General features: G+C 73.2%; 15 protein-coding genes. 10 read left to right on the top strand and 5 right to left on the bottom strand.

Annotated features, from left to right (window positions below; genetic code table 11):
- The first annotated feature begins 144 nt into the window (after positions 1-144).
- From ACGFML_RS21880 to ACGFML_RS21860, 5 genes are all read left to right on the top strand, one after another.
- Positions 145-3087: a BTAD domain-containing putative transcriptional regulator gene (locus ACGFML_RS21880; protein WP_393546043.1), complete on the top strand. Its 2943-nt coding sequence runs from the start codon at positions 145-147 to the stop codon at positions 3085-3087.
- A gap of 209 nt (positions 3088-3296) precedes the next feature.
- Positions 3297-3467 (top strand): hypothetical protein, encoded by a 171-nt coding sequence (locus ACGFML_RS21875; protein ID WP_393546041.1) that lies wholly within the window; start codon positions 3297-3299, stop codon positions 3465-3467.
- Positions 3468-3671: 204 nt separating this feature from the next.
- A complete protein-coding gene (locus ACGFML_RS21870) occupies positions 3672-3884 on the top strand; it encodes a hypothetical protein (protein ID WP_393546039.1) in 213 nt (70 codons plus the stop codon).
- 151 nt (positions 3885-4035) lie between these two features.
- Entirely contained in the window at positions 4036-5619 is a 1584-nt protein-coding gene (locus tag ACGFML_RS21865; protein WP_393546037.1) for a class I adenylate-forming enzyme family protein, read from the top strand.
- Positions 5620-5757: 138 nt separating this feature from the next.
- Positions 5758-6354: a TIGR03086 family metal-binding protein gene (locus tag ACGFML_RS21860; protein ID WP_393546035.1), complete on the top strand. Its 597-nt coding sequence runs from the start codon at positions 5758-5760 to the stop codon at positions 6352-6354.
- Positions 6355-6550: 196 nt separating this feature from the next.
- On the opposite strand, the gene ACGFML_RS21855 is transcribed toward ACGFML_RS21860, so the two are convergent.
- Positions 6551-8173, bottom strand: a complete 1623-nt coding sequence (locus ACGFML_RS21855) for a FadD3 family acyl-CoA ligase (RefSeq protein ID WP_393546033.1) — start codon at positions 8171-8173, stop codon at positions 6551-6553.
- Positions 8174-8294: 121 nt separating this feature from the next.
- Between ACGFML_RS21855 and ACGFML_RS21850 the strand changes: the two genes are divergently transcribed.
- Genes ACGFML_RS21850 through ACGFML_RS21840 form a run of 3 tightly spaced genes read left to right on the top strand, consistent with a single transcriptional unit; the run spans position 8295 to position 10735 of the window.
- On the top strand, positions 8295-9446 hold the full coding sequence (locus tag ACGFML_RS21850) for a lipid-transfer protein (protein WP_393546031.1): 1152 nt from the start codon (positions 8295-8297) through the stop codon (positions 9444-9446).
- Positions 9447-9494: 48 nt separating this feature from the next.
- The gene (locus ACGFML_RS21845) at positions 9495-9968 is read left to right on the top strand and encodes a Zn-ribbon domain-containing OB-fold protein (protein WP_393546406.1); all 474 of its coding nucleotides are present in this window, start codon (positions 9495-9497) and stop codon (positions 9966-9968) included.
- On the top strand, positions 9965-10735 hold the full coding sequence (locus ACGFML_RS21840; RefSeq protein WP_393546029.1) for an enoyl-CoA hydratase/isomerase family protein: 771 nt from the start codon (positions 9965-9967) through the stop codon (positions 10733-10735). Before ACGFML_RS21845 ends, ACGFML_RS21840 begins: the two co-directional genes overlap by 4 nt.
- 33 nt (positions 10736-10768) lie before the next feature.
- Here the strand turns inward: ACGFML_RS21840 and ACGFML_RS21835 are convergent, their stop codons facing one another.
- Complete coding sequence (locus tag ACGFML_RS21835) at positions 10769-11317, bottom strand: hypothetical protein (protein ID WP_393546028.1); 549 nt, start codon at positions 11315-11317, stop codon at positions 10769-10771.
- Positions 11318-11466: 149 nt separating this feature from the next.
- Between ACGFML_RS21835 and ACGFML_RS21830 the strand changes: the two genes are divergently transcribed.
- Positions 11467-12414, top strand: coding sequence for a hypothetical protein (locus ACGFML_RS21830; RefSeq protein WP_393546026.1), 948 nt, complete (start codon positions 11467-11469; stop codon positions 12412-12414).
- 210 nt (positions 12415-12624) lie between these two features.
- On the opposite strand, the gene ACGFML_RS21825 is transcribed toward ACGFML_RS21830, so the two are convergent.
- Positions 12625-15195, bottom strand: coding sequence for a PQQ-binding-like beta-propeller repeat protein (locus ACGFML_RS21825; protein WP_393546025.1), 2571 nt, complete (start codon positions 15193-15195; stop codon positions 12625-12627).
- A gap of 1050 nt (positions 15196-16245) precedes the next feature.
- On the opposite strand from ACGFML_RS21825, the gene ACGFML_RS21820 reads away from it, so the two are divergent.
- A complete protein-coding gene (locus ACGFML_RS21820) occupies positions 16246-16893 on the top strand; it encodes a TetR family transcriptional regulator (protein WP_393546023.1) in 648 nt (215 codons plus the stop codon).
- Positions 16894-17044: 151 nt separating this feature from the next.
- Here ACGFML_RS21820 and ACGFML_RS21815 read toward each other — a convergent pair whose 3' ends face one another.
- Both ACGFML_RS21815 and ACGFML_RS21810 read right to left on the bottom strand, forming a co-directional pair.
- The gene (locus ACGFML_RS21815) at positions 17045-17515 is read right to left on the bottom strand and encodes a nitroreductase family deazaflavin-dependent oxidoreductase (protein ID WP_393546021.1); all 471 of its coding nucleotides are present in this window, start codon (positions 17513-17515) and stop codon (positions 17045-17047) included.
- Entirely contained in the window at positions 17515-18753 is a 1239-nt protein-coding gene (locus tag ACGFML_RS21810; RefSeq protein ID WP_393546020.1) for an acyl-CoA dehydrogenase family protein, read from the bottom strand. Before ACGFML_RS21810 ends, ACGFML_RS21815 begins: the two co-directional genes overlap by 1 nt.
- Positions 18754-18908: the final 155 nt, after the last annotated feature.

The following is an 18908-nucleotide window of genomic DNA, read 5'->3' as shown; positions in this document are numbered from 1 at the left end:
GGCGTCCGCCAGCTCCCGGGGAGGCTTTGTGGACGCTGGGGACCCCTACTGACGCAAGGGGCCCTGACAAGGCAGACTGACCGTTGCGCACGGCTTACGTGTGTGAACAGTGTGTAGACGACCGGGACAGAGCAGGGGGAGATGATGGACGACGGTACGGGGCAGGGGCAGGGGCGGCTCCGCTTCACCGTGCTCGGTCCCGTACGGGCCTGGCGCGGCGACACGGCGCTGGCGGCGGGCTCACCGCAGCAACGCGCCCTGCTGGCCGCACTGCTGCTGCGGGGCGGGCGCACCGCCACCGCGGCCGAGCTGGTCGACGCGCTGTGGGGCGACGAACCCCCGCACGCCGCGCTGGCCGCGGTGCGCACCTACGCCTCCCGGTTCCGCAAGGCGCTCGGCTCGGACGCCAACACCCTGGTCAGTGAGTCCGGCGGATACGCGATCCGGTCGACGAACAGCCGGCCGCTGGACCTCGACCACGACCACGCCGAGCAGTTCGCCGCCGAGGCGGAGAAGGCCAGGACCGCCGGAGACCCCAGCCGCGCCCGCGAACTGCTCGACCGTGCACTGGACCTGTGGGACGGCGAACCCCTGGCCGGCCTTCCGGGCCCCTACGCCGAGACCCAGCGCACCCGCCTCAACGAGTGGCGGCTGTCCCTGGTGGAGACGCTGCTGGAACTCGACCTGGAACTGGGCAGCCACGCCGAGGCCGTCTCCGAACTGACCGCCCTCACCGCCGCCCACCCCCTGCGCGAGCGACTGCGCGAACTGCTGATGCTGGCGCTGTACCGCAGCGGGCGGCAGGCGGAGGCGCTGGCGGTCTACACCGACACTCGCAAGCTGCTGGACGACGAACTCGGCGTCGAGCCCTGCGCCTCGCTCTCCGACCTCCAGCAGCGCATCCTGCGCGCGGACAGCGACCTGGACGCGCCGCCCGTCGTCACCGACGGCACCGGCAGCGCGGACCGCGGCCTCGTACGGCCCCAGCAGTTGCCGGCCACCGTGGCCGACTTCACCGGCCGCACGGCCTTCGTCGCCGAGCTGGGCGATCAACTCGCCACCGCCGAGGGCAGCGTGATGGCGGTCTCCGCGCTCACCGGTATCGGCGGCGTCGGCAAGACGACCCTCGCCGTCCATGTCGCCCACGCCGCCCGCGAGCACTTCCCCGACGGTCAGCTCTACGTCGACCTCCAGGGCGCCGGCCACGCCCCGTCCGAGCCCGAGGCCGTCCTCGGCGCCTTCCTGCGCTCCCTGGGCACCCCCGACTCGGCCATCCCCGACGGCCTGGAGGAACGCTCCGCCCTCTACCGCTCCACGCTGGCCGGTCGGCGCGTCCTGGCCCTCCTGGACAACGCCCGCGACGCGGCACAGGTCCGGCAGCTGCTGCCCGGCACGGAGGGCTGCGCCGCCCTCATCACCAGCCGCGCCCGCATGATCGACCTGGCGGGCGCCCACCTCATCGACCTGGACGTGATGAGCCCCGAGGAGGCACTGGCCCTCTTCACCCGCATCGTCGGCGAGGAACGCGTCACCTCCGAACGCCAGGCCGCCATGGCCGTCGTCGGCGCCTGCGGCTTCCTGCCCCTCGCCATCCGCATCGCCGCCTCCCGCCTGGCCTCCCGCCGCACCTGGACCGTCTCCACCCTGGCCCGCAAACTCGCCGACGAACGCCGCCGCCTGGACGAACTGCGGGCCGGCGACCTGGCCGTCAAGGCGACCTTCGAGCTGGGCTACGGCCAGCTGGAGCCGCAGCAGGCCCGCGCCTTCCGCCTCCTGGGACTGGCCGACGGCCCGGACATCTCGCTACCGGCGGCCGCGGCGATCCTCGACCTGGACGGCGACGACGCGGAGGACCTCATCGAATCCCTCGTGGACGCCAGCCTCTTGGAGTCCGCCGCACCCGGGCGCTACCGCTTCCACGACCTGGTGCGGCTGTACGCGCGGTCGTGCGCGGAGCGCGACGAGCATCCGCAGTCGGAGCGGGCGGCGGCGTTGTCGCGGTTGCTGGACTTCTACCTGGCGACGGCCGCCGGGATGTACGCGCTGGAGCGGCCGGGGGACCGGCTGGTGGACCACATGGAGTCCCCGCACCACCCCGGACTGACCTTCACCGACCGTACGGCGGCACTGAGCTGGCTGTTCGGTGAAGCCGCCTGCATCCTGGCGTGTGCTCAGCAGTCGCGAGGGCCGAGCTCCCTGCGGCGCGCGGTGGACCTGCTGCTGCTGACCCGGGACCTCGCCGAGTCCGGTGCCGACGCCCTTCAGTACGAACAGGTCAACAACTCTCTGCTGGAGGCCGCCCGCGAAGGCGCGGACCAGCACGCCGAAGCGCGTATCCACACCGCGCTCGCCAACGTCCACACACTGGCCGGCCGCCTCGACGAGGCGGACGACCACGCCAAGTCGTCGATGCTGCTCGGCCTGGCGACCGAGGACCCCTTCGCGTCGTCGTACGCACCGAACGACCGCGGCATCATCGCGTCCATCCAGCAGCGTTTCGACGACGCCGAGGCCTACCTCGCCCAGGCGCTGGCCGCCTTCCGCGACGACCGCAACAAGCAGTCCGAGGCGAGCGCGCTGTGCAACCTGTCCCGCGTTCACCTGCACACCGGCCGTCTGGACAGCGCGATTCAGCTCGCCAGGGAAGGCATCGCGATATACCGGCAGCTCGGGGCGACCCGGCGGCTGGCCAACGGCATGTACGCGCTGGGCCTGGCGTACGCCCGCGCGAACCGGCGCGACGATGCCACGCATCAGCTCACCGAGGCGCTGGCCATCTTCCAGGACAGCAGGCAGCGGTTCTGGGTCGGTATGACGCATTTCAGGCTGGCGGAGATCTTCCTCGCGGACCACCGGCCCGCCGAGGCGGCCACCAGCGCCGACCAGGCACTCACCGCGCTGCGCGGCGTGAGCGGCGACTGGTGGCGGGCGAACATCCTGACGTTGCTGGGTCGTGCGCTCAACGAGGTGGGACACAGCGGCCGTGCACGGGCCTGCTGGCAGGAGGCCCTTGCCGTTTATGCCCAGCTGGGGTCGCCCGAGCGCACCACGGTCCAGGACCTCCTCCGGCCGCTCAACGTCGTATAGCTGCACGTCAGAGCCGTTCCCCGAGACGTTTATCGATCGTTCATCGCGACAGGCCATTCTCTTACTCACCGATCCGCCGCCTCGGGGGGCAAGCGGCTCGGCCACGGCCCCACCGTAAGGTGTACGGCCTGGTTCACCCGTCCGGCGACCCTCGGGGGAGTTGCCGGCCGGGTGGACCACCAAGCGCCCACACACAGGAGTTGATGAACGTGGCCACCGAGAACAGGGCTCCAGAGCCGAACGAGCGTGAAGTCATCAAGCCGATGGACAATCACACCCCGGTTGCCGCACCGGGAATCGGCAAGAAGAAGGCACCCCGCAAGCCGGGCGAGATGGTGACGACGGGGGACAACCACACCCCCATCATCGAGCCCCGGTAACGGCCCACCACCGAGTCTTCGGGGGATCGCAGGGGCCGGTCGCGATGGCATGGAGGGGAGCCATCGGGGCCGGCCCCTGCGGCATGCCGGACGTCATACCGCATCGCGCCACCGTCCGGCGCATTCCGGCCATTCATCGAACGTACGTCTTAGTCAACGCTAGCGTCACACAAACGACCCACGCGCCCCTGACGGAGGAGCACAGTGACCCGAATCAAGAAATCCCTGGCCATCGCCGCGATAGCGGCAGCGGCGGCCGTCGCCGTTGCGGCACCGGCGACGGCTCAGGGACGCCCGGCCGACTCCGGCGGCAACGTCATCGCCGGGGACAACCACCGCCCCGTGGCCCCGTCGGACAGCCACACTCCGCTGACGTCACTCCCCTCGCTGACGGCAGGGGACAGCCACACACCCTGACCTCTTCGAAACCGCGTCCGGCGGGGGTTGAGCCACCGGCTCAGCCCCCGCCGGACGCGGTTTCGGCCGTCGCCCCGCCCACTCCCGACATCTGACGCTTCGTCAGTTCCGGTGCTAGAGTCACGCCACCCGCGATCCGCGAGGAGGCGCCATGTTCGACCCCGCCCGCATCCACACCCTCTGGGAACTGGTCGACCACCGGGCGCGCGCCTCGGCCGGGCGCCCCATGTTCTTCGACGAGGACGGGCGCAGCGTCACCTTCGACCAGGTGCGGGACGGGGCGCTGCGGGTCGCCGCCGGGCTGCGGGGGCTGGGGATCGGGTCCGGCACGCGGGTGATGTGGCAGCTGCCGACGCGGGTGGAGACCGTGGTCCTCTCGTTGGCGCTGGCCCGGCTGGGGGCCGTGCAGACACCCGTCATCCCGCTGCACCGGGAGCGGGAAGTCGGCTTCATACTGGCGGAGTCGGCGGCCGATTTCGTGCTCGTACCGGGGGCGTGGCGGGGTTTCGACTACGGCGCGATGGCGCGGAGCCTGGCCCGCGAGGGGGTGCGGGTCGTCTCGACGGCGGACGGACTGCCGACGGGCGATCCGGGAGGTCTGCCGGCTCCGGTGCCCGCGGGCGCCGACGGGCGGGCGACATGGATCTACTACACCTCCGGTACGACCTCCTCCCCCAAGGGCGTCGAGCACACCGACGCCTCGCTCATCGCCGGCGGAGTGGGACTGGCCACCGCGCTGGGGATGTCGGCTGACGACATCGGCTCGATCGCTTTCCCGTATGCGCACATAGCGGGGCCCGACTACGTCATCGCGATGCTGGTCAGCGGCTTTCCGGCGGTGGTGCTGGAGACGTTCGAGGCGGACCGGGCGGCCGCGGTCTACCGTCGGCTCGGGGTGACCATGGCGGGCGGGAGCACGGCGTTCTACCAGGCGTTCGCGGAGGAGTCGCGGCGGTACCGGGCACAGTCGCCGGGCGTGGGGCGGCTGATCCCGTCGTTGCGGCTGCTCTCCGGCGGCGGGGCGCCGCTGCCGCCGGAGCTGTACGCGGCGGCGGGGCGGGAGCTGGACTGCGCGATCGTCCACGGGTACGGCATGACGGAGTGCCCGATGATCACCATGGGGACGCCGTACGACAGCGATGAGCAGCTGGGCACAACGGTGGGCCGACCCGTGGCCGGTGCCCGGGTCCGGATCGTGCGGGCGGACGGCGGCGAGGCCGCCACCGGGGAACCGGGCGAGGTGACGCTCCGGGGGACGATGCTGTTCCGGCGCTACACCGATCCGGCCCTGACGGCCGAGGCGTTCGGCGAGGACGGCTCCTTCCACACCGGTGACCTGGGGTATCTGCGCCCCGACGGGCATCTCGTGCTGACCGGGCGGCTCAAGGACATCATCATCCGCAAGGGCGAGAACATCTCGGCCCAGGAGGTCGAGGAGCTGGTGCGCACCCATCCGGCGGTGGACGACGTCGCCGTCATCGGGCTGCCGGACCGGGAGCGCGGGGAGCGGGTCTGCGCGGTGGTCACCCCCGCCGACCCGGCCGCCGGGCCGCTGACCCTGGCGGGGCTCACCGGCCATCTGCGGGCCGCCGGTCTGATGACGCAGAAGCTGCCCGAACAGCTGGAGATCACCGACCGGCTGCCGCGCGGCGGGCCACTGAACAAGGTGCTCAAGACCGCTCTGCGGGAGCGCTACGCCGGGCCGGGCGTCGACACCCCCCAGGACACGTCATAGGGGGTGTCGACGGTGTGGCGATGGGTTCCGGGGGCCGGAGGAGTCTTCACTGGGAGGAGCGCGGTGGGCCGGGGCGGGCAGTGGCCCGCCCCTGGCAGCCGCGTGGACAGCTCCCCGGCAGGACGGAAGGACCGGAACATGACCGAGATGATCGACTTCGGCGCGCAGACCCAGCTGGTGGCAGAGCTGGCGGAGAACACCGCCGAGGAGCAGCTGGACGCGCCCACGGCGTGCGAGGGATACGCGGTGCGGCACCTCCTGGGCCATCTCGTCGGCCTGACCGGCGCCTTCCGTGACGCGGCGCGCAAGGACATCGGACCCTCGACCAGCACACCGCCAGGCTCCTCGTTGCCGGATGTGACGCCCGGCTGGCGCGCCGACCTGGACCGGAATCTGGCCGAGCTGGCGGCGGCCTGGCGCACCCCGGAGGCATGGGACGGCGAGACCCAGGCGGGCGGCGTCCCGCTGCCCGCCGCCGTCGCGGGCCGGGTCGCGCTCAACGAGCTGGTGCTGCACGGCTGGGACCTGGCGCGCGCCACCGGCCAGGCGTACGCGCCCGAGCCGGCCGATCTCGGCGTCTCCCTCGCGCTGCTCACATCCTGGGCCGAGGAGTCGGGCGGCACCCCCGGGGCGATGTTCGCCGCGCCGGTCCCGGTGCCGGCGGATGCTTCGCTCCTCGACCGGGTGGTGGCGCTCAGCGGCCGGCGGCCGGACTGGACGCCGGCCAAGCCGTGACTCCCGGGTCGCAGCCCGGCGCGTGACCCGCACGCCGGCGGGCGGCGGGGCAGTGACCGGGACGGGCCGCCCGGACCGGCGGACCGGTGCGGGGCCGCGGAACCGGCGGTGGGGTCCTGGCCGGTGGACGACGGGTGCGCGGCGCGGATGCGAGCGGCGGCGCGGGCGCGGGGGACGGGGCCGGCGGACGACCGGGTCACCTGGCCCCTTCGCGCAGCTGCCTCTTGACCACCTTGCCGCTCGCGTTCCGCGGCAGTTCCGCGACGAACGCCACCTCGCGCGGCACCTTGTAGTTGGCCATCTCACGGCGGGACCAGGCGATCAGGCCGTCGGCGGTGAGCGCCGAGCCGGCCCGGCGGACCGCGAAGACCTTGCCGACCTCGCCCAGCCGGCCGTCCGGGATGCCGATGACGGCAGCATCGGCGATGTCCGGGTGGCGGAGCAGGAGTTGCTCTATCTCGGCCGGATAGGCGTTGAAGCCGCCGACGATGAACATGTCCTTGATGCGGTCGGTGATACGGAGGTTGCCGTCGGCGTCGAGGACGCCGACGTCGCCGGTGCGCAGCCAGCCGTCGGGGGTGAGGGCGCGGGCCGTGGCGGCCGGGTCCTCGAAGTAGCCGGACATGACGTGGTAGCCGCGGACCTGGACCTCGCCCGCCGCTCCGGACGGCATCGGGCGGCCCGCGGCGTCGGCGACCCGGACCTCGGTGCCCGGCAGGGCGCGGCCCGACGTCGAGGCGATGACCTCGGGCGGGTCGCCGCGGCGGCACATCGTGACGATGCCGGAGCTCTCCGAAAGGCCGTACGCCGTAAGGACGGTGGAGATCTTCAGTTCGCTGCGCAGCCGCTCGACCAGCTGCAGGGGGACGACCGCCGCGCCGGTGACGACGAGGCGGAGTGCGGAGAGGTCGTGCAGCGCGCGGGCCGGGTGGTCGAGGATCTGCTGGTGGAGGGTGGGCGGCCCGGGGAGTACGGAGATCCGCTCGGCGGCGATATTGGCGAGCGCGGTCTCCACGCCGAAGACCGGCTGGGGGATCATCGTCGCGCCGCGCAGCAGGCAGGCGACGATGCCGGCCTTGTAGCCGAAGGTGTGGAAGAAGGGGTTGACGATCAGGTAGCGGTCGCCCTGCCGGAGGCCGGCGAGTTCGCTCCAGAGGGCGTAGGCGCGCAGGGTCTGGGCGTGGGTGATCACCGCCCCCTTGGAATGGCCGGTGGTGCCGGAGGTGTAGATGATGTCGGAGGGGTCGTCCGGGCCCAGGGAGTCGGCCCGGGCGCGGACCGTCGCGGCGGGCACGGAGGCGCCGGCGGCGAGGAACTCCGGCCACGCGGTGAAGTCGGTCGGGGCGTCCTCGGCGAGGACCACGATCCGCTCCAGATGCGGCAGTCCCGGCAGCGGGCCGGTGCCGGTGCCCTCCCGGGTGGCGCGGCGCAGTGAGGCGACATAGGACGTGCCGAGGAAGGTGCCGGTGACGAAGAGGAGCCGGGCGCGGGTGCGGCGCAGCACGTCGGCGGTCTCGGCGCCCTTGAAGCGGGTGTTGACGGGGACGAGGACGGCGCCGGCCGTCACCGCGCCCAGGGCGGCGACGATCCAGTCGAGGGTGTTGGGCGCCCAGACGGCGACGCGGTCGCCGGGCGCGACCCCGGCGGCGATACAGGCGGCGGCGGCCCGCTCTACCCGCTCGCCCAGCTCGGCGTACGAGATCCGGTTGCGGCCCTCGACCACGGCCTCCTGGGGCCCGTAGCGCTCCGCGGCCGTGCGCACCAGTCGGGCCAGGGAGCCGTACTCCAGGTCCGCCCGCAGATCCAGATCACCGTGCATCGCGCTGCCTCCCGCGAAAGAGCCGGCCGAAAAAGAGCTGTCCGCCCACTAGCTGACTACCCGTCAGATTAGCGGTAGCCTCCTCGGCTGTCAGCACTGACGGCCGACCACGGAGGTGGCGATGGGGGCGACCCTCAAGGACGCTACGGCGATAGCCGGCATCGGACAGACGCCTTTTGCCAAACAACTCCCGGAATCCGAAAAGACCTTGGCCTGTCGGGCGATCGTGGCGGCGCTGGACGATGCGGGGATCGCGGCGTCGGAGGTGGATGCGTTCGCCTCGTACACCATGGAGGAGACCGACGAGGTGGAGATCGCCAAGGCCATCGGCGCCGGCGATGTCACCCACTTCTCCAAGGTCGGCTACGGCGGCGGGGGTTCCTGTGCGACGGTGGCGCATCTCGCCGCCGCCATCGCCACCGGGCAGGCGAACGTCGGTGTCGCCTGGCGCTCGCGCAAGCGCGGTTCGGGCCCACGGCCCTGGAAGAACACCCAGGTGCAGCTCCCGACCCCGGCGCAGTGGACCCGCCCCTTCGGGCTGCTGCGCCCCGCCGACGAGATCGGCATGCTGGCCCGCCGCTACATGCACGAGTACGGCGCCACCCGCGACCACCTCTTCAACGTCGCGCTCGCCTGCCGCAACCGGGCCAACCAGAACCCCGACGCGATGATGTACGAGCGCCCGCTGACCCGCGAGATGTACATGACCGCACGCTGGATCAGCGAACCGCTCTGCCTGTTCGACAACTGCCTGGAGACGGACGGCGCGCTGGCCTGCGTCGTGGTCCCGGCCGAGCGCGCCCGCGACTGCCGGCAGCGGCCCGTCTACGTCCATGCCGTCGCCCAGGGCCTGCCCGCACAGCACCACGGCATGGTCAACTACTGGAACGACGACCCGCTCGCCGGGCCCGCCCACACCGCCGCCCGCCGGCTGTGGAAGGGCGCCGACTTCGGGCCGCAGAACGTCGACGTGGCCCAGATCTACGACGCGTTCACCCCCCTCATCCCCCTCTCCCTGGAGGGCTACGGCTTCTGCGGACGCGGTGAGGGCGCGGCGTTCACCGAAGGCGGCGCCCTGGAGATCGGCGGCCGGCTCCCCCTCAACACCGGCGGCGGCGGCCTCTCCGAGGCGTACGTCCACGGTTTCAACCTCATCAACGAAGGCGTCAAGCAGCTGCGCGGCACCAGCACCGCCCAGGTCCCGGACGCCGCCACCTGTCTGGTCACCGCGGGCGAGGGAGTCCCCACCTCGGCCCTGCTGCTGAGGAGTTGACTGCCCATGAGCACTGGTGAGTCCGTCCGTGCCGCCCTGCCCGCCGGCATGGCCCCCGCCGCCCCCGCCCCCGCCGCCGACAGCGACGCCGGCCTGCTGCTTCCCGTCCTCGACGACGACGGCGCCCCCTTCTGGGCATACACCGCCCGCGGCGAACTGCGCGTCCAGACCTGCTCCGACTGCAACGAACTGCGCTTCCCGCCCCGCCCCTGCTGCCCGCACTGCCAGTCCTTCGCGGCCCACTGGCAGAAGATGAGCGGCCGCGGCCGCATCTGGTCCTTCGTGCTGCCCCATCCGCCACTGCTGCCCGCCTACGCCGCCCGGCCCGGCTACAACGCCATCGTGGTGGAGCTGGCCGACGCCCCGCGGATCCGGCTGGTCGGCAACCTCGTCACCGCCGCCGACGCCCCGCTCAACTCCGTCGACCCGGCGCGGCTGCGCATCGGCGCCCCGGTCAAGGCCGCCTTCCACACCCTGCCCGGAGGCGTGACCGTCCCCCGCTGGCTCCTGGAGCGGCCATGAGCATCCGCCGCACATGCCCCGGGGACGACGGCGTCGCACTGGTGACGATCGACCGGCCCGAGCGGCACAACGCCATCGACCTGGAGACCGCCGCGGAACTGGCGGCCACCTGGCGGGCGATCCGCGCCGACGACCGGATCCGGGCCGTGGTCCTCACCGGAGCGGGCGACCGCGCCTTTTGCACCGGCATCGACCGGTCGGCGGCCGTGCCGCAACCCTCCTCCCCGTACGCCATGGACGACCCGCTGCTGACGGTCGGCCCCAAGGCCAACGACCTGTGGAAGCCGGTCGTCGCGGCCGTCAACGGCATGGCCTGCGGCGGCGCCTTCTATCTGCTGGGCGAGTGCGAGTTCCTGGTCGCCGACGCCTCGGCCACCTTCTTCGACCCGCATACGACATACGGCATGGTCAGCGCGTACGAGGCGATCGGGATGGCACAGCGGATGCCGTTCGGTGAGGTCGCGCGGATGTCGCTGATGGGGACGGCGGAGCGGCTGACGGCCGCGCGGGCGTACCAGACCGGCCTGGTGTCGGAGGTCGTACCGGACGGGGAGGCGGCCGCCGCGGCCCTGCGGGCGGCCGCGGTCCTCGCCGGGTATCCGACGGCAGGCGTCCAGGGGACCGTACGGGCGGTGTGGTCGGCGCGCGAGGCGGCGCGCACCCAGGCGCTGGCGGGCGCGCCGCATCTCATCGCCCTCGGGAACGCGCCGCCGGAGCGCCAGGCGGAGCTGTTCGCGACCCGCGGGCGGGACCACCGGCTGCGCTGAGCGGGTGCCCCGGCGCACCCCGGTCACCGATGGCTACATACGGGACTTCTCCGCCTGCGAGATCTCACAGGTGAACCAGAACCGCGCGAAGGAGGACTGGTTGACCGTGTACTCGGCGGTATAGGTCTCGGTGTCACTGGGGCCCACGATGATGGAGCGCTTGTGCTCCCCGTACATCTTGCCGTCGGCCGGCTTGGCCTTCATCCAGCGGATGTCCATGTCGTACGAGAACGAGTCGGACGACGACGGGTTGGTGATGGAGAGCGTGTACGTGAACTTGTGCAGCGACTCCGAGAAGTCACAGCTGCTGCCCCGGACGTCGGACCGGCCGTCGGGGTCGTAGGTCTCCTCGGTCGGCGAGGGCGAGGGCGAGTACGTGTCGTACGTCGAGTCCTCGGACGGAGTCGGGTCGTTCGGGTCGTACCCGCTGCTCGTGGGGCTCGGGGGCGCGGTAGGACCGTGGACGCGAGGGCCGCCGAAGGCACAGCCGCCGACCGTCGCGATCGAGGCCACCGCGAGCCCGGCCGCGGCCGCGCGGGTGACCGTACGCCTGCCGATGCGTATGCGCGTGCGCTGCTTCATGCCCTGTGCCCATCCCCCGTGAAGACGTCTTGGCCGCGTCGTGCGTGGGCCGACGCGTGCACGAGACCCTAGCAAGCGCGGGTGACAACCCCCACCGGCCCCGGAAGCACCGGAGAAATCGCGGGTCAAGGCGGTCAGGCGTAGCGTCTGTGACGGAGGACCTCAGGACGACTCGAAGCGAGGCGACGCCAGTGGTGCGCAACGTCATCGGATCCCTGATAGCCCTCATCGGAGCGACGGCCGCCGTCTGGAGCCCCTTCCGTCCCTGGTACGACGGCCGTCGCGGAAACAACTTCCGCATCGAGGACCTCTTCCACACCATCACCGACAACGGTGCCCCGCTCTTCGGCTCCCTCCTCCTCCCCATGGCCGTCGCCGGCCTGCTGACGCTGTTCGGCATCGCGCTGCGCTCGCGGGCGCTGGTTGCGCTCGCCGGGCTGGTCGTGCTGGGCTTCACCGTCCTGTGGATGGTCCGCCAGGGGCAGGTCGCGGGCGAACTCACCGCGGGCGTCCACGGCCTCGGGGTGGGCGTGCCCAACGCCCTCGGCGGCGGTGCGCTGCTGCTGCTCGGCTCCCTGGTGATGAGCGGCCGTCGAGGCCGGGTCCGCGGTCGGCGGGCAGCCCGGCGGGACGACGACGGGTACGGCCGTTACGACGAGCCCGCCGCGGCTCCCCCGACGGAGCCCGAACCATGGGAGCGGAGCCGGCCGATGCCCCACGACGACCGGGCCACCCAGGAGTGGACCCCGAGCCAGGAGTGGTCCCCGCAGCGGTACCCGCGGGAGGGGCCGCCCACCGGTGGGGAACCGCACACCGGTGGGAGCGAGCCGCCTGCCGAAGGGCCCGCCACCCGTCCGCTCACCCGCCCCGGCATCGGCCCGGAAGGCGGTGGCCCGGAAGGCGGTGGCCGACCGCCGCGGGAGCCGTCCACCGAACCATGGCCCCGGCCGGCGCCGCCGCCCCCGCCTCCGCCTCCGCCTCCGCCTCCGCCGCCACCGAACCACCAGGGGCAGCCCCAGCCGCCCACGCCGCCGGTGGAGTGGGGCAAGAACCACGGCCGGCAGGGCGCGCAACGGCCCCCGGAGGAACGGGAGTAGACGTCCGTGACGTCCGTGCAGCCCACCGGGCGCCGGACGGCCCGTCAGGGAGCGCAGCGCGGACCGCGCCAGGGAACGGACCGCGGACCGTGTCGGGGAACGGAGCGCGGACCGCGTCGGGGAACGGAGCGCGGACCGCGTACGTCGCGGGGTCGCCGGCGGACCCGCGACCCGGCGCAGGAGCGTTACGGCGGACCCGGCGCAGGACCGTTACGGCCGGCGGGCCTGGCCCGTGCCCTTCGCCGCATCCAGCGCGTACACACAACGGTCCTTGCTGCATGCGTAGACCACACCGCCGACCGCCACCAGCGACCCGGTGATCTCGCCGCCGGTCTCCAGCTTCCAGCGCAGCTGCCCGCCCATCGCGTCCAGCGTGTACAGGCAGTGGTCGGCGGAGCCGAAGTGCACCCGGCCCTCGGCGACGGCCGGAGCGCCGACCACGTCCGCGCCGGCCTGGAAGCGCCAGCGCGGGGTGCCGGTCACGGCGTCCAGGGTGTAGAGCGCCTTGCCGCTGCCCAGGTGGACGGCGCCGTGGGCGACCAGTACCGGCTCGGTGGACTGGCGCGCCTCGGTGGCGATCCGCCAGCGGTCGCGGCCGTCCGCAGGGTCCAGGGCGTACACCGTGCCGAGGTAGTCGGCCAGATAGACCCCACCGCCGGTGACCGCGGGGCCGGGGGCGAAGGCCGGCGGGCTGACGAACACCGCGGGCGCCTCGAAGTGCCAGCGCACCTCGCCGCGCGCGATGTCCAGCGCCAGCACCCGGGCGCCGGCGACGACGTAGACGACGCCGTCGGACGCGGGCAGCAGCCGCATCGGCACACCGCCGCAGGACGCCGCGTCGCCCACCGGATACGACCAGCGCTCGGCGCCCGTCCGCGCCTCCAGAGCCTTCAGCCGGGCGTCGGCCCACACGAACACCGTGCCGTCGTGCACCACGGGCCCGGCCTCGGGGGTCTCGAAGTCGGTCTGGACGCCGCCGGTCTCCCACAGCAGCTCGCCGTTGGCCGCCTCCCACGCCTGGACGCCGCCACCACGGGTGCTGGTGACGACCGTGCCGCGGTCCACCTTGAGGGCGTACACCCAGCCTTCGGTGGTGACCCGCCAGAGCTCGGTGCCGTCGTCGGCGTCCAGGGCGTACAGGCTCGGGCCGTCCGAGGCGTGGATGCGGCCGTCGGCCACGGCCATCGCCCAGGCCACATCGCGGGTCTTGAACTTGCGCCGCCCGCTGCCCACATCGAGGGCGTGCACCTCGAAGGACGTGACGTAGAGCAGATCGCCGGAGACGGCGGGGGTGCCCCACACGTCGTTCGACATGCGGAATCGCCAGGGGCGCCAGCGGCCCGGCCCGGCGGGCGGCGCCTCGGGCGGCGGAGGCCCGGCGGCCTGGGCTGCGGCGCCCGTCGGGCCCTGTTGCGGCACACCGGCGGCCGGTCCGCCACCGGGCGGCCGGACCCAGTGCGTGCCGGCACCGGCCTGCCCGTGCGGCTGCGGGTCGCGCGCCTCGCCGGCCCGCGGGCCCGGCCCTATCGGGGCGGGCGAGCCACCGAGGCGTACCGGGCCGCCCTCCGGCGTGACGGGCGGGGGCGCGGAGACCGGGGTGGTTCGGGCCGTCGGGACGTCCGGACCCAACGCCGCGGCCTGCGGCATCGGACCGGGACCGGCGGAGCGGGGGTCGCCGCCGCGGTGTGCACCGGGGCCGGCACCGACCCGACCGGGCCAGCCGGACTCGGGCGCGGCGCCGCCCACCGGTGCGCTCTCGGGGCGTGGCGGCGCCACCACGGGGGGCTGGGCGGGCGGGGGCGCGGCGGGCGCCTGGCGGCCCGAGCTGCGGCCGGACGCGGCGCGGGCGGGGGCGGCGCTCCTGGGGAGGGTGGACCGGCCACCGCGCCGCTGCTCGATGAGCGCGACCGCGCCGGGCGGCAGCCAGGCCGAGGCCGTACCGCTGTCGTCGCTGCCGGAGCCGAACAGATGCGGCGCCAGCTGGGACTGCAGATCGGCCGGGGACGGCCGGTGGGTCGCCTCCATCTGCATACAGGACTCCATCAGCGACCGCAGCTCGTCCGGCAGTCCGGCCAGGTCGGGGCCCTCGCGCAGCAGCATGAAGACGGTCTCGACCGGGTTGGCGCCGTGGAAGGGGGCGTGCCCGGTGGCGGCGAAGACCAGCGTCGAGCCGAGGGAGAAGACATCGCTGGCGCCGGTCACGCTGCGGGAGTCGCGGGCCTGCTCGGGCGACATGTAGGCCGGGGTCCCCACGGCCACGTTGGTCATCGTCAGCCGGGTGTTGGACACCCCGGAGGCGATGCCGAAGTCGATGACCCGGGGGCCGTCCTCGACCACCAGGACGTTCGACGGCTTCAGGTCGCGGTGCACCAGGCCGGCGCCGTGGATGGACTGCAGCGCCTCGGCGATCCCGGCCGCCAGCCAGCGCACCGCCTGAGCGGGCAGGGGCCCGCACTCATTGACTATTTCCTCGAGGGAGGGGGCGGGGACATAGGCCGTCGCCAGCCACGGCACCGCCGCCCGCGGATCGGCGTCCACCACCGCCGCGGTGTAGAAGCCGCTGACCGCGCGGGCGGCCTCGACCTCGCGTGTGAAGCGGACCCGGAACAGCTGGTCCTCGGCGAGCTCGGTCCGCACTGTCTTGATCGCCACGCGCCGGCCGGACGCCGAGCGCGCCAGATAGACCAATCCCATGCCACCGGCCCCGAGACGGCCGAGCACCTCGAACGGGCCGATCCGCCGGGGATCGTGCTGCGTCAGCTGCTTCAGCTGCTCCACCACTTGCCTGCCACCTCCCCGTGGGGCGTAAATAAGAGACTCTCCATAGCCACGAGCCGCCGAGAGCCACTGCCCCGTGCAGCGTCTCACCGCCTGGCCGAAACGGCCGTACGCGTGGTGATTCTTCCTGGCCGGGCCGTCCGGTGCGAACCCGGGGGCCGTGCGTCGTGTCAAGGATCACGCCCCGTCACACCCGCCACGCCCGTTACCAGGCGTAACCAACACCCGCCCGACGTGCGCCGATACATCCGGCGAAGAGTGGCGACCGAAGGGTTACCGGCCGGTTGCCCGCGCCCCGGATTTCGGTATTCCGCCCCACAGAGGGCCGCCGGCGCCACCCGCTCGCCGCCGCAACAGCCCGCCGCGCGCCCGCCCCCTGTCGGTCATGTCACCCCCGCCTTCGCCCGTGTACACCGTGCAGCACCGTGCGCATCCCGTGCATTCCCCCGCACCGCCACCTCTTCCCCCTCCGTGAAGGCTCTCCGCGTCGGCCCAATTCTGCGGGCGTGAGGGCCACTTCGGTCCTAGGACGCCAAAGGTTGCACCTTTGGTTGTCCCCGAGGGCAGTAAACGGACCGTCCGGGACCGCTTCGGACCGCCCACCCCGCCAGTCCGCCACGGCTGAGCCTCCGGGCCGGGAGCCGGGACCCCGCCTCGGGTGGCCCGCCCACCGCCCTTCACGTACGGGCCGCGGCGCCCGTGCGCGCGGTCACACGTCAAAGCTAGCGCCGGTATCCGCGCCCCGCCCGACGAGTACTCGAACGTGTGGTCGATCAATTTCCGGATTGACGCAGGTCATCCGCGACCCGACGGACAACGGACCGCTCCCCGACCGCACTTGCCACCGCCCGTGCGGACGCTTGTCCACCAAAGTTGTCCACAGGCTGTTGATAAGAGCATTCACCGGTTTGGGCCAAGCGCCGCCCTGCGGATCCGGAGCCGCGTACGAGGCCGCGACGGGGGCGGCAACCGGGGCCAAGCGCCCCTAACTCCCCCATCCCCATTTGCAGGCAGCCAAATCGCGCTCCGATCACCCCTCGGTAAGCTGACGGCATGACAGGACAAGTGCGAACCGTCGACGGCAGAGTTGCCGGCCGCCGCGGACAGGCGACGCGGCAAAAGCTGCTCGACTGCCTCAGCGAAATGCTCAGTTCGTCCCCCTACCGGGACGTCAAAGTCATCGATGTGGCCCGAAAAGCGGGGACTTCACCCGCAACGTTCTATCAGTACTTCCCCGACGTCGAGGGCGCCGTTCTCGAAATCGCCGACGAGATGGCCAAAGAGGGCGCAAGTCTGACCGATCTTGTCGCCGGACGCTCCTGGGTGGGCAAGTCCGGCTGGCAGACGGCGGAGGAGCTCGTCGACGGCTTCCTCTCGTTCTGGCGCAAGAACGACGCGATTCTGCGCGTCGTGGATCTTGGGGCGGCCGAGGGCGACAAGCGGTTCTACAAGATCCGCATGAAGATCCTCAATGCCGTCACCAACTCCCTTACGGACTCCATCAAGGAGCTCCAGAGCAAGAACAAGGTCGACAAGGACGTCAGCCCCGCGGCCATGGCCGGCTCCATCGTGGCGATGCTGGCGGCGGTCGCCGGACACCAGAAGGGCTTCCAGAGCTGGGGCGTCAAGCAGACCGAGCTCAAGCCCAATCTGGCGCTGCTGGTGCACTTCGGCGTCACCGGTAAGAAGCCGACGAAGTAGCCGGCGCGCCCGTCCGGCGCGAACAGCCGTCGGGCCGGTTCGCGGCCGGCCCCGCATCCGTCCTGTGTCCGTCCTGCCATAGCAGTACAGCTGCACCGACAGCGGGTGCCGTCCGTTCCCCAGGGAGCCTGCGGCACCCGCTGTCCGTTTCTCAGCGCCGCTCCAGCCGGAACAGCCGGATCTCCCGTGCCACCCGCGCCTGATAGGCCGCATACGGCGGCCAGAAGGCGAGCGCCGACCGCCAGGCCCGCTCCCGCTCCGCCCCGGTGAGCAGCCGAGCCCGCACGGGAACGTCCGCGCCCCGCCAATTGACCTCCGCATCAGGATGCTTGAGCAGATTCCCGGTCCACGCGGGGTGCCCGGGCCGCCCGAAGTTGCTGCCGATCAGGAGCCAGCCGCCGCCCTCCTGCGGCATGCACGCCAGCGGGATACGCCGCGGCAGCCCGCTTCGCGCGCCGGTCGCGGTCAGGATCACACCGGGCAGCATCCGGGCGCTGAGCAGGACCTTTCCACGGGTCAGCCGGTGTACCGCACGGTCCAGCGCAGGGATGAAGCGCGGGGCGATCCGCGCGAACGTCCGGGTGGCGGCGACCTTCTGCACCAGCCGCTCACCGGCGCCCATCAGGCGTCGACCGCCTCTCGCGCTCCGGGTGCCGCGGCCGCGAACAGGCCGGCCTCCTCGGCGGCGCGGGCCCGCAGCCGGTGCACCGGCCCCAGCAGCAGTTCGTCGCACGCGGCGCGTTTGAAGTAGAGGTGTGCGTCGTGCTCCCAGGTGAAGCCGATGCCGCCGTGCAGCTGCACCGCCTCGGCGGCCACCGTGCGCAGCGCCTCCAGGGCCTGGGCGAGCGCCAGCGCGGCCACCCCCGGCTCGGCCGGGCGCGGCACCCCGGACCGGGCGCCGCCCGCCGACCAGGCCGCGTAGTACGCCGCGGAGCGGGCCGCCTGCACCGCCACGTACAGGTCGGCGAGGCGGTGCTGCACCGCCTGGAAGGCGCCGATGGGCCGGCCGAACTGCTCGCGGGTCGTGACGTGGGCGACGGTACGCGCGAGCGCGGCGTCGGCCGCACCGACCGCCTCGGCGGCCAGCACCGCGGCCGCCTCGGCCCCGGTGGCGGCGAGCGCGGCCGCCACGACCGCCTCCCCGTCCGCCCGCTCCCCCAGCAACTCGGCGGGCACGTCACGCAGTTCGAGGCGGGCCTGCGGCCGGGTCTCGTCCATCGTGGTCTGCCGGACCGCCAGCAGCCCGGCGGCGTCGGCCCGGACGAGGAAGAGCCGGGTGCGGCTGCGCGCGAACCCGCCGGTGTGCGCGGCCACCAGAAGCACCTGCGCGGTGTGGCCGTCCAGGACCTGCGCGGCCTCCCCGTAGAGCCGCCAGGACCCGGCCCGCTCCCGCGCCTGGATGCCGCCCGCCCGGCCGCCGCCCGCCCAGTCCCCGGTGTTCGGGCCGGTCAGTGCCAGCGCGGTGGCCAGCTTGCCGCCCGGCACGGCGAGGGCGGCGGTCAGCTTCCCGGTGGCGAGGGCCGGCAGGAGTGCGGCCCGCTGCGCCTCCGTGCCCAGGGAGAGGATCAGCGGCGCGGCGAGCACGGCGGTCGCGATCAGCGGCGAGGGGAGCAGGATGCGGCCGGTCTCCTCGCAGGCCAGGGCGAGTTCGGTGGGCCCGCAGCCGGCGCCGCCGTATGCCGTGGGCAGGGCGAGTCCGGGCAGCCCGAGCTGCTCGGCGAGCTGCCGCCACAGGGCTTCGTCGTGTCCGGGCTCGGTGCGTACCGCCGACCTGATCTCGTCGGGTCCGCAGCGCTTGTGCAGCAGTCCGCGCAGCGTGCGGCGGATCTCGTCCTGCTCCTCGGTGAACGCGGCATCCATCGGCGGGCTCCTCCCGGCCTGCGAAGGCGCCCATCGGGTCCGAGGGGCCCCGCAGGTGAACTGACGGGCCGTCATAGTAGGGACGGGGGGCCGAGTTTCCTAGGTCCGCGCACCCCGGTGCCGCACTCCGGTGCCGCGCACCCGGGCGGCGCGCA

This window comes from Streptomyces sp. NPDC048650 (assembly GCF_043199095.1).
Taxonomy (GTDB): domain Bacteria; phylum Actinomycetota; class Actinomycetes; order Streptomycetales; family Streptomycetaceae; genus Streptomyces.
The sequence above is the reverse complement of the archived record's forward strand: the minus strand, read 5'-3'. Positions and strand labels throughout refer to the sequence as shown.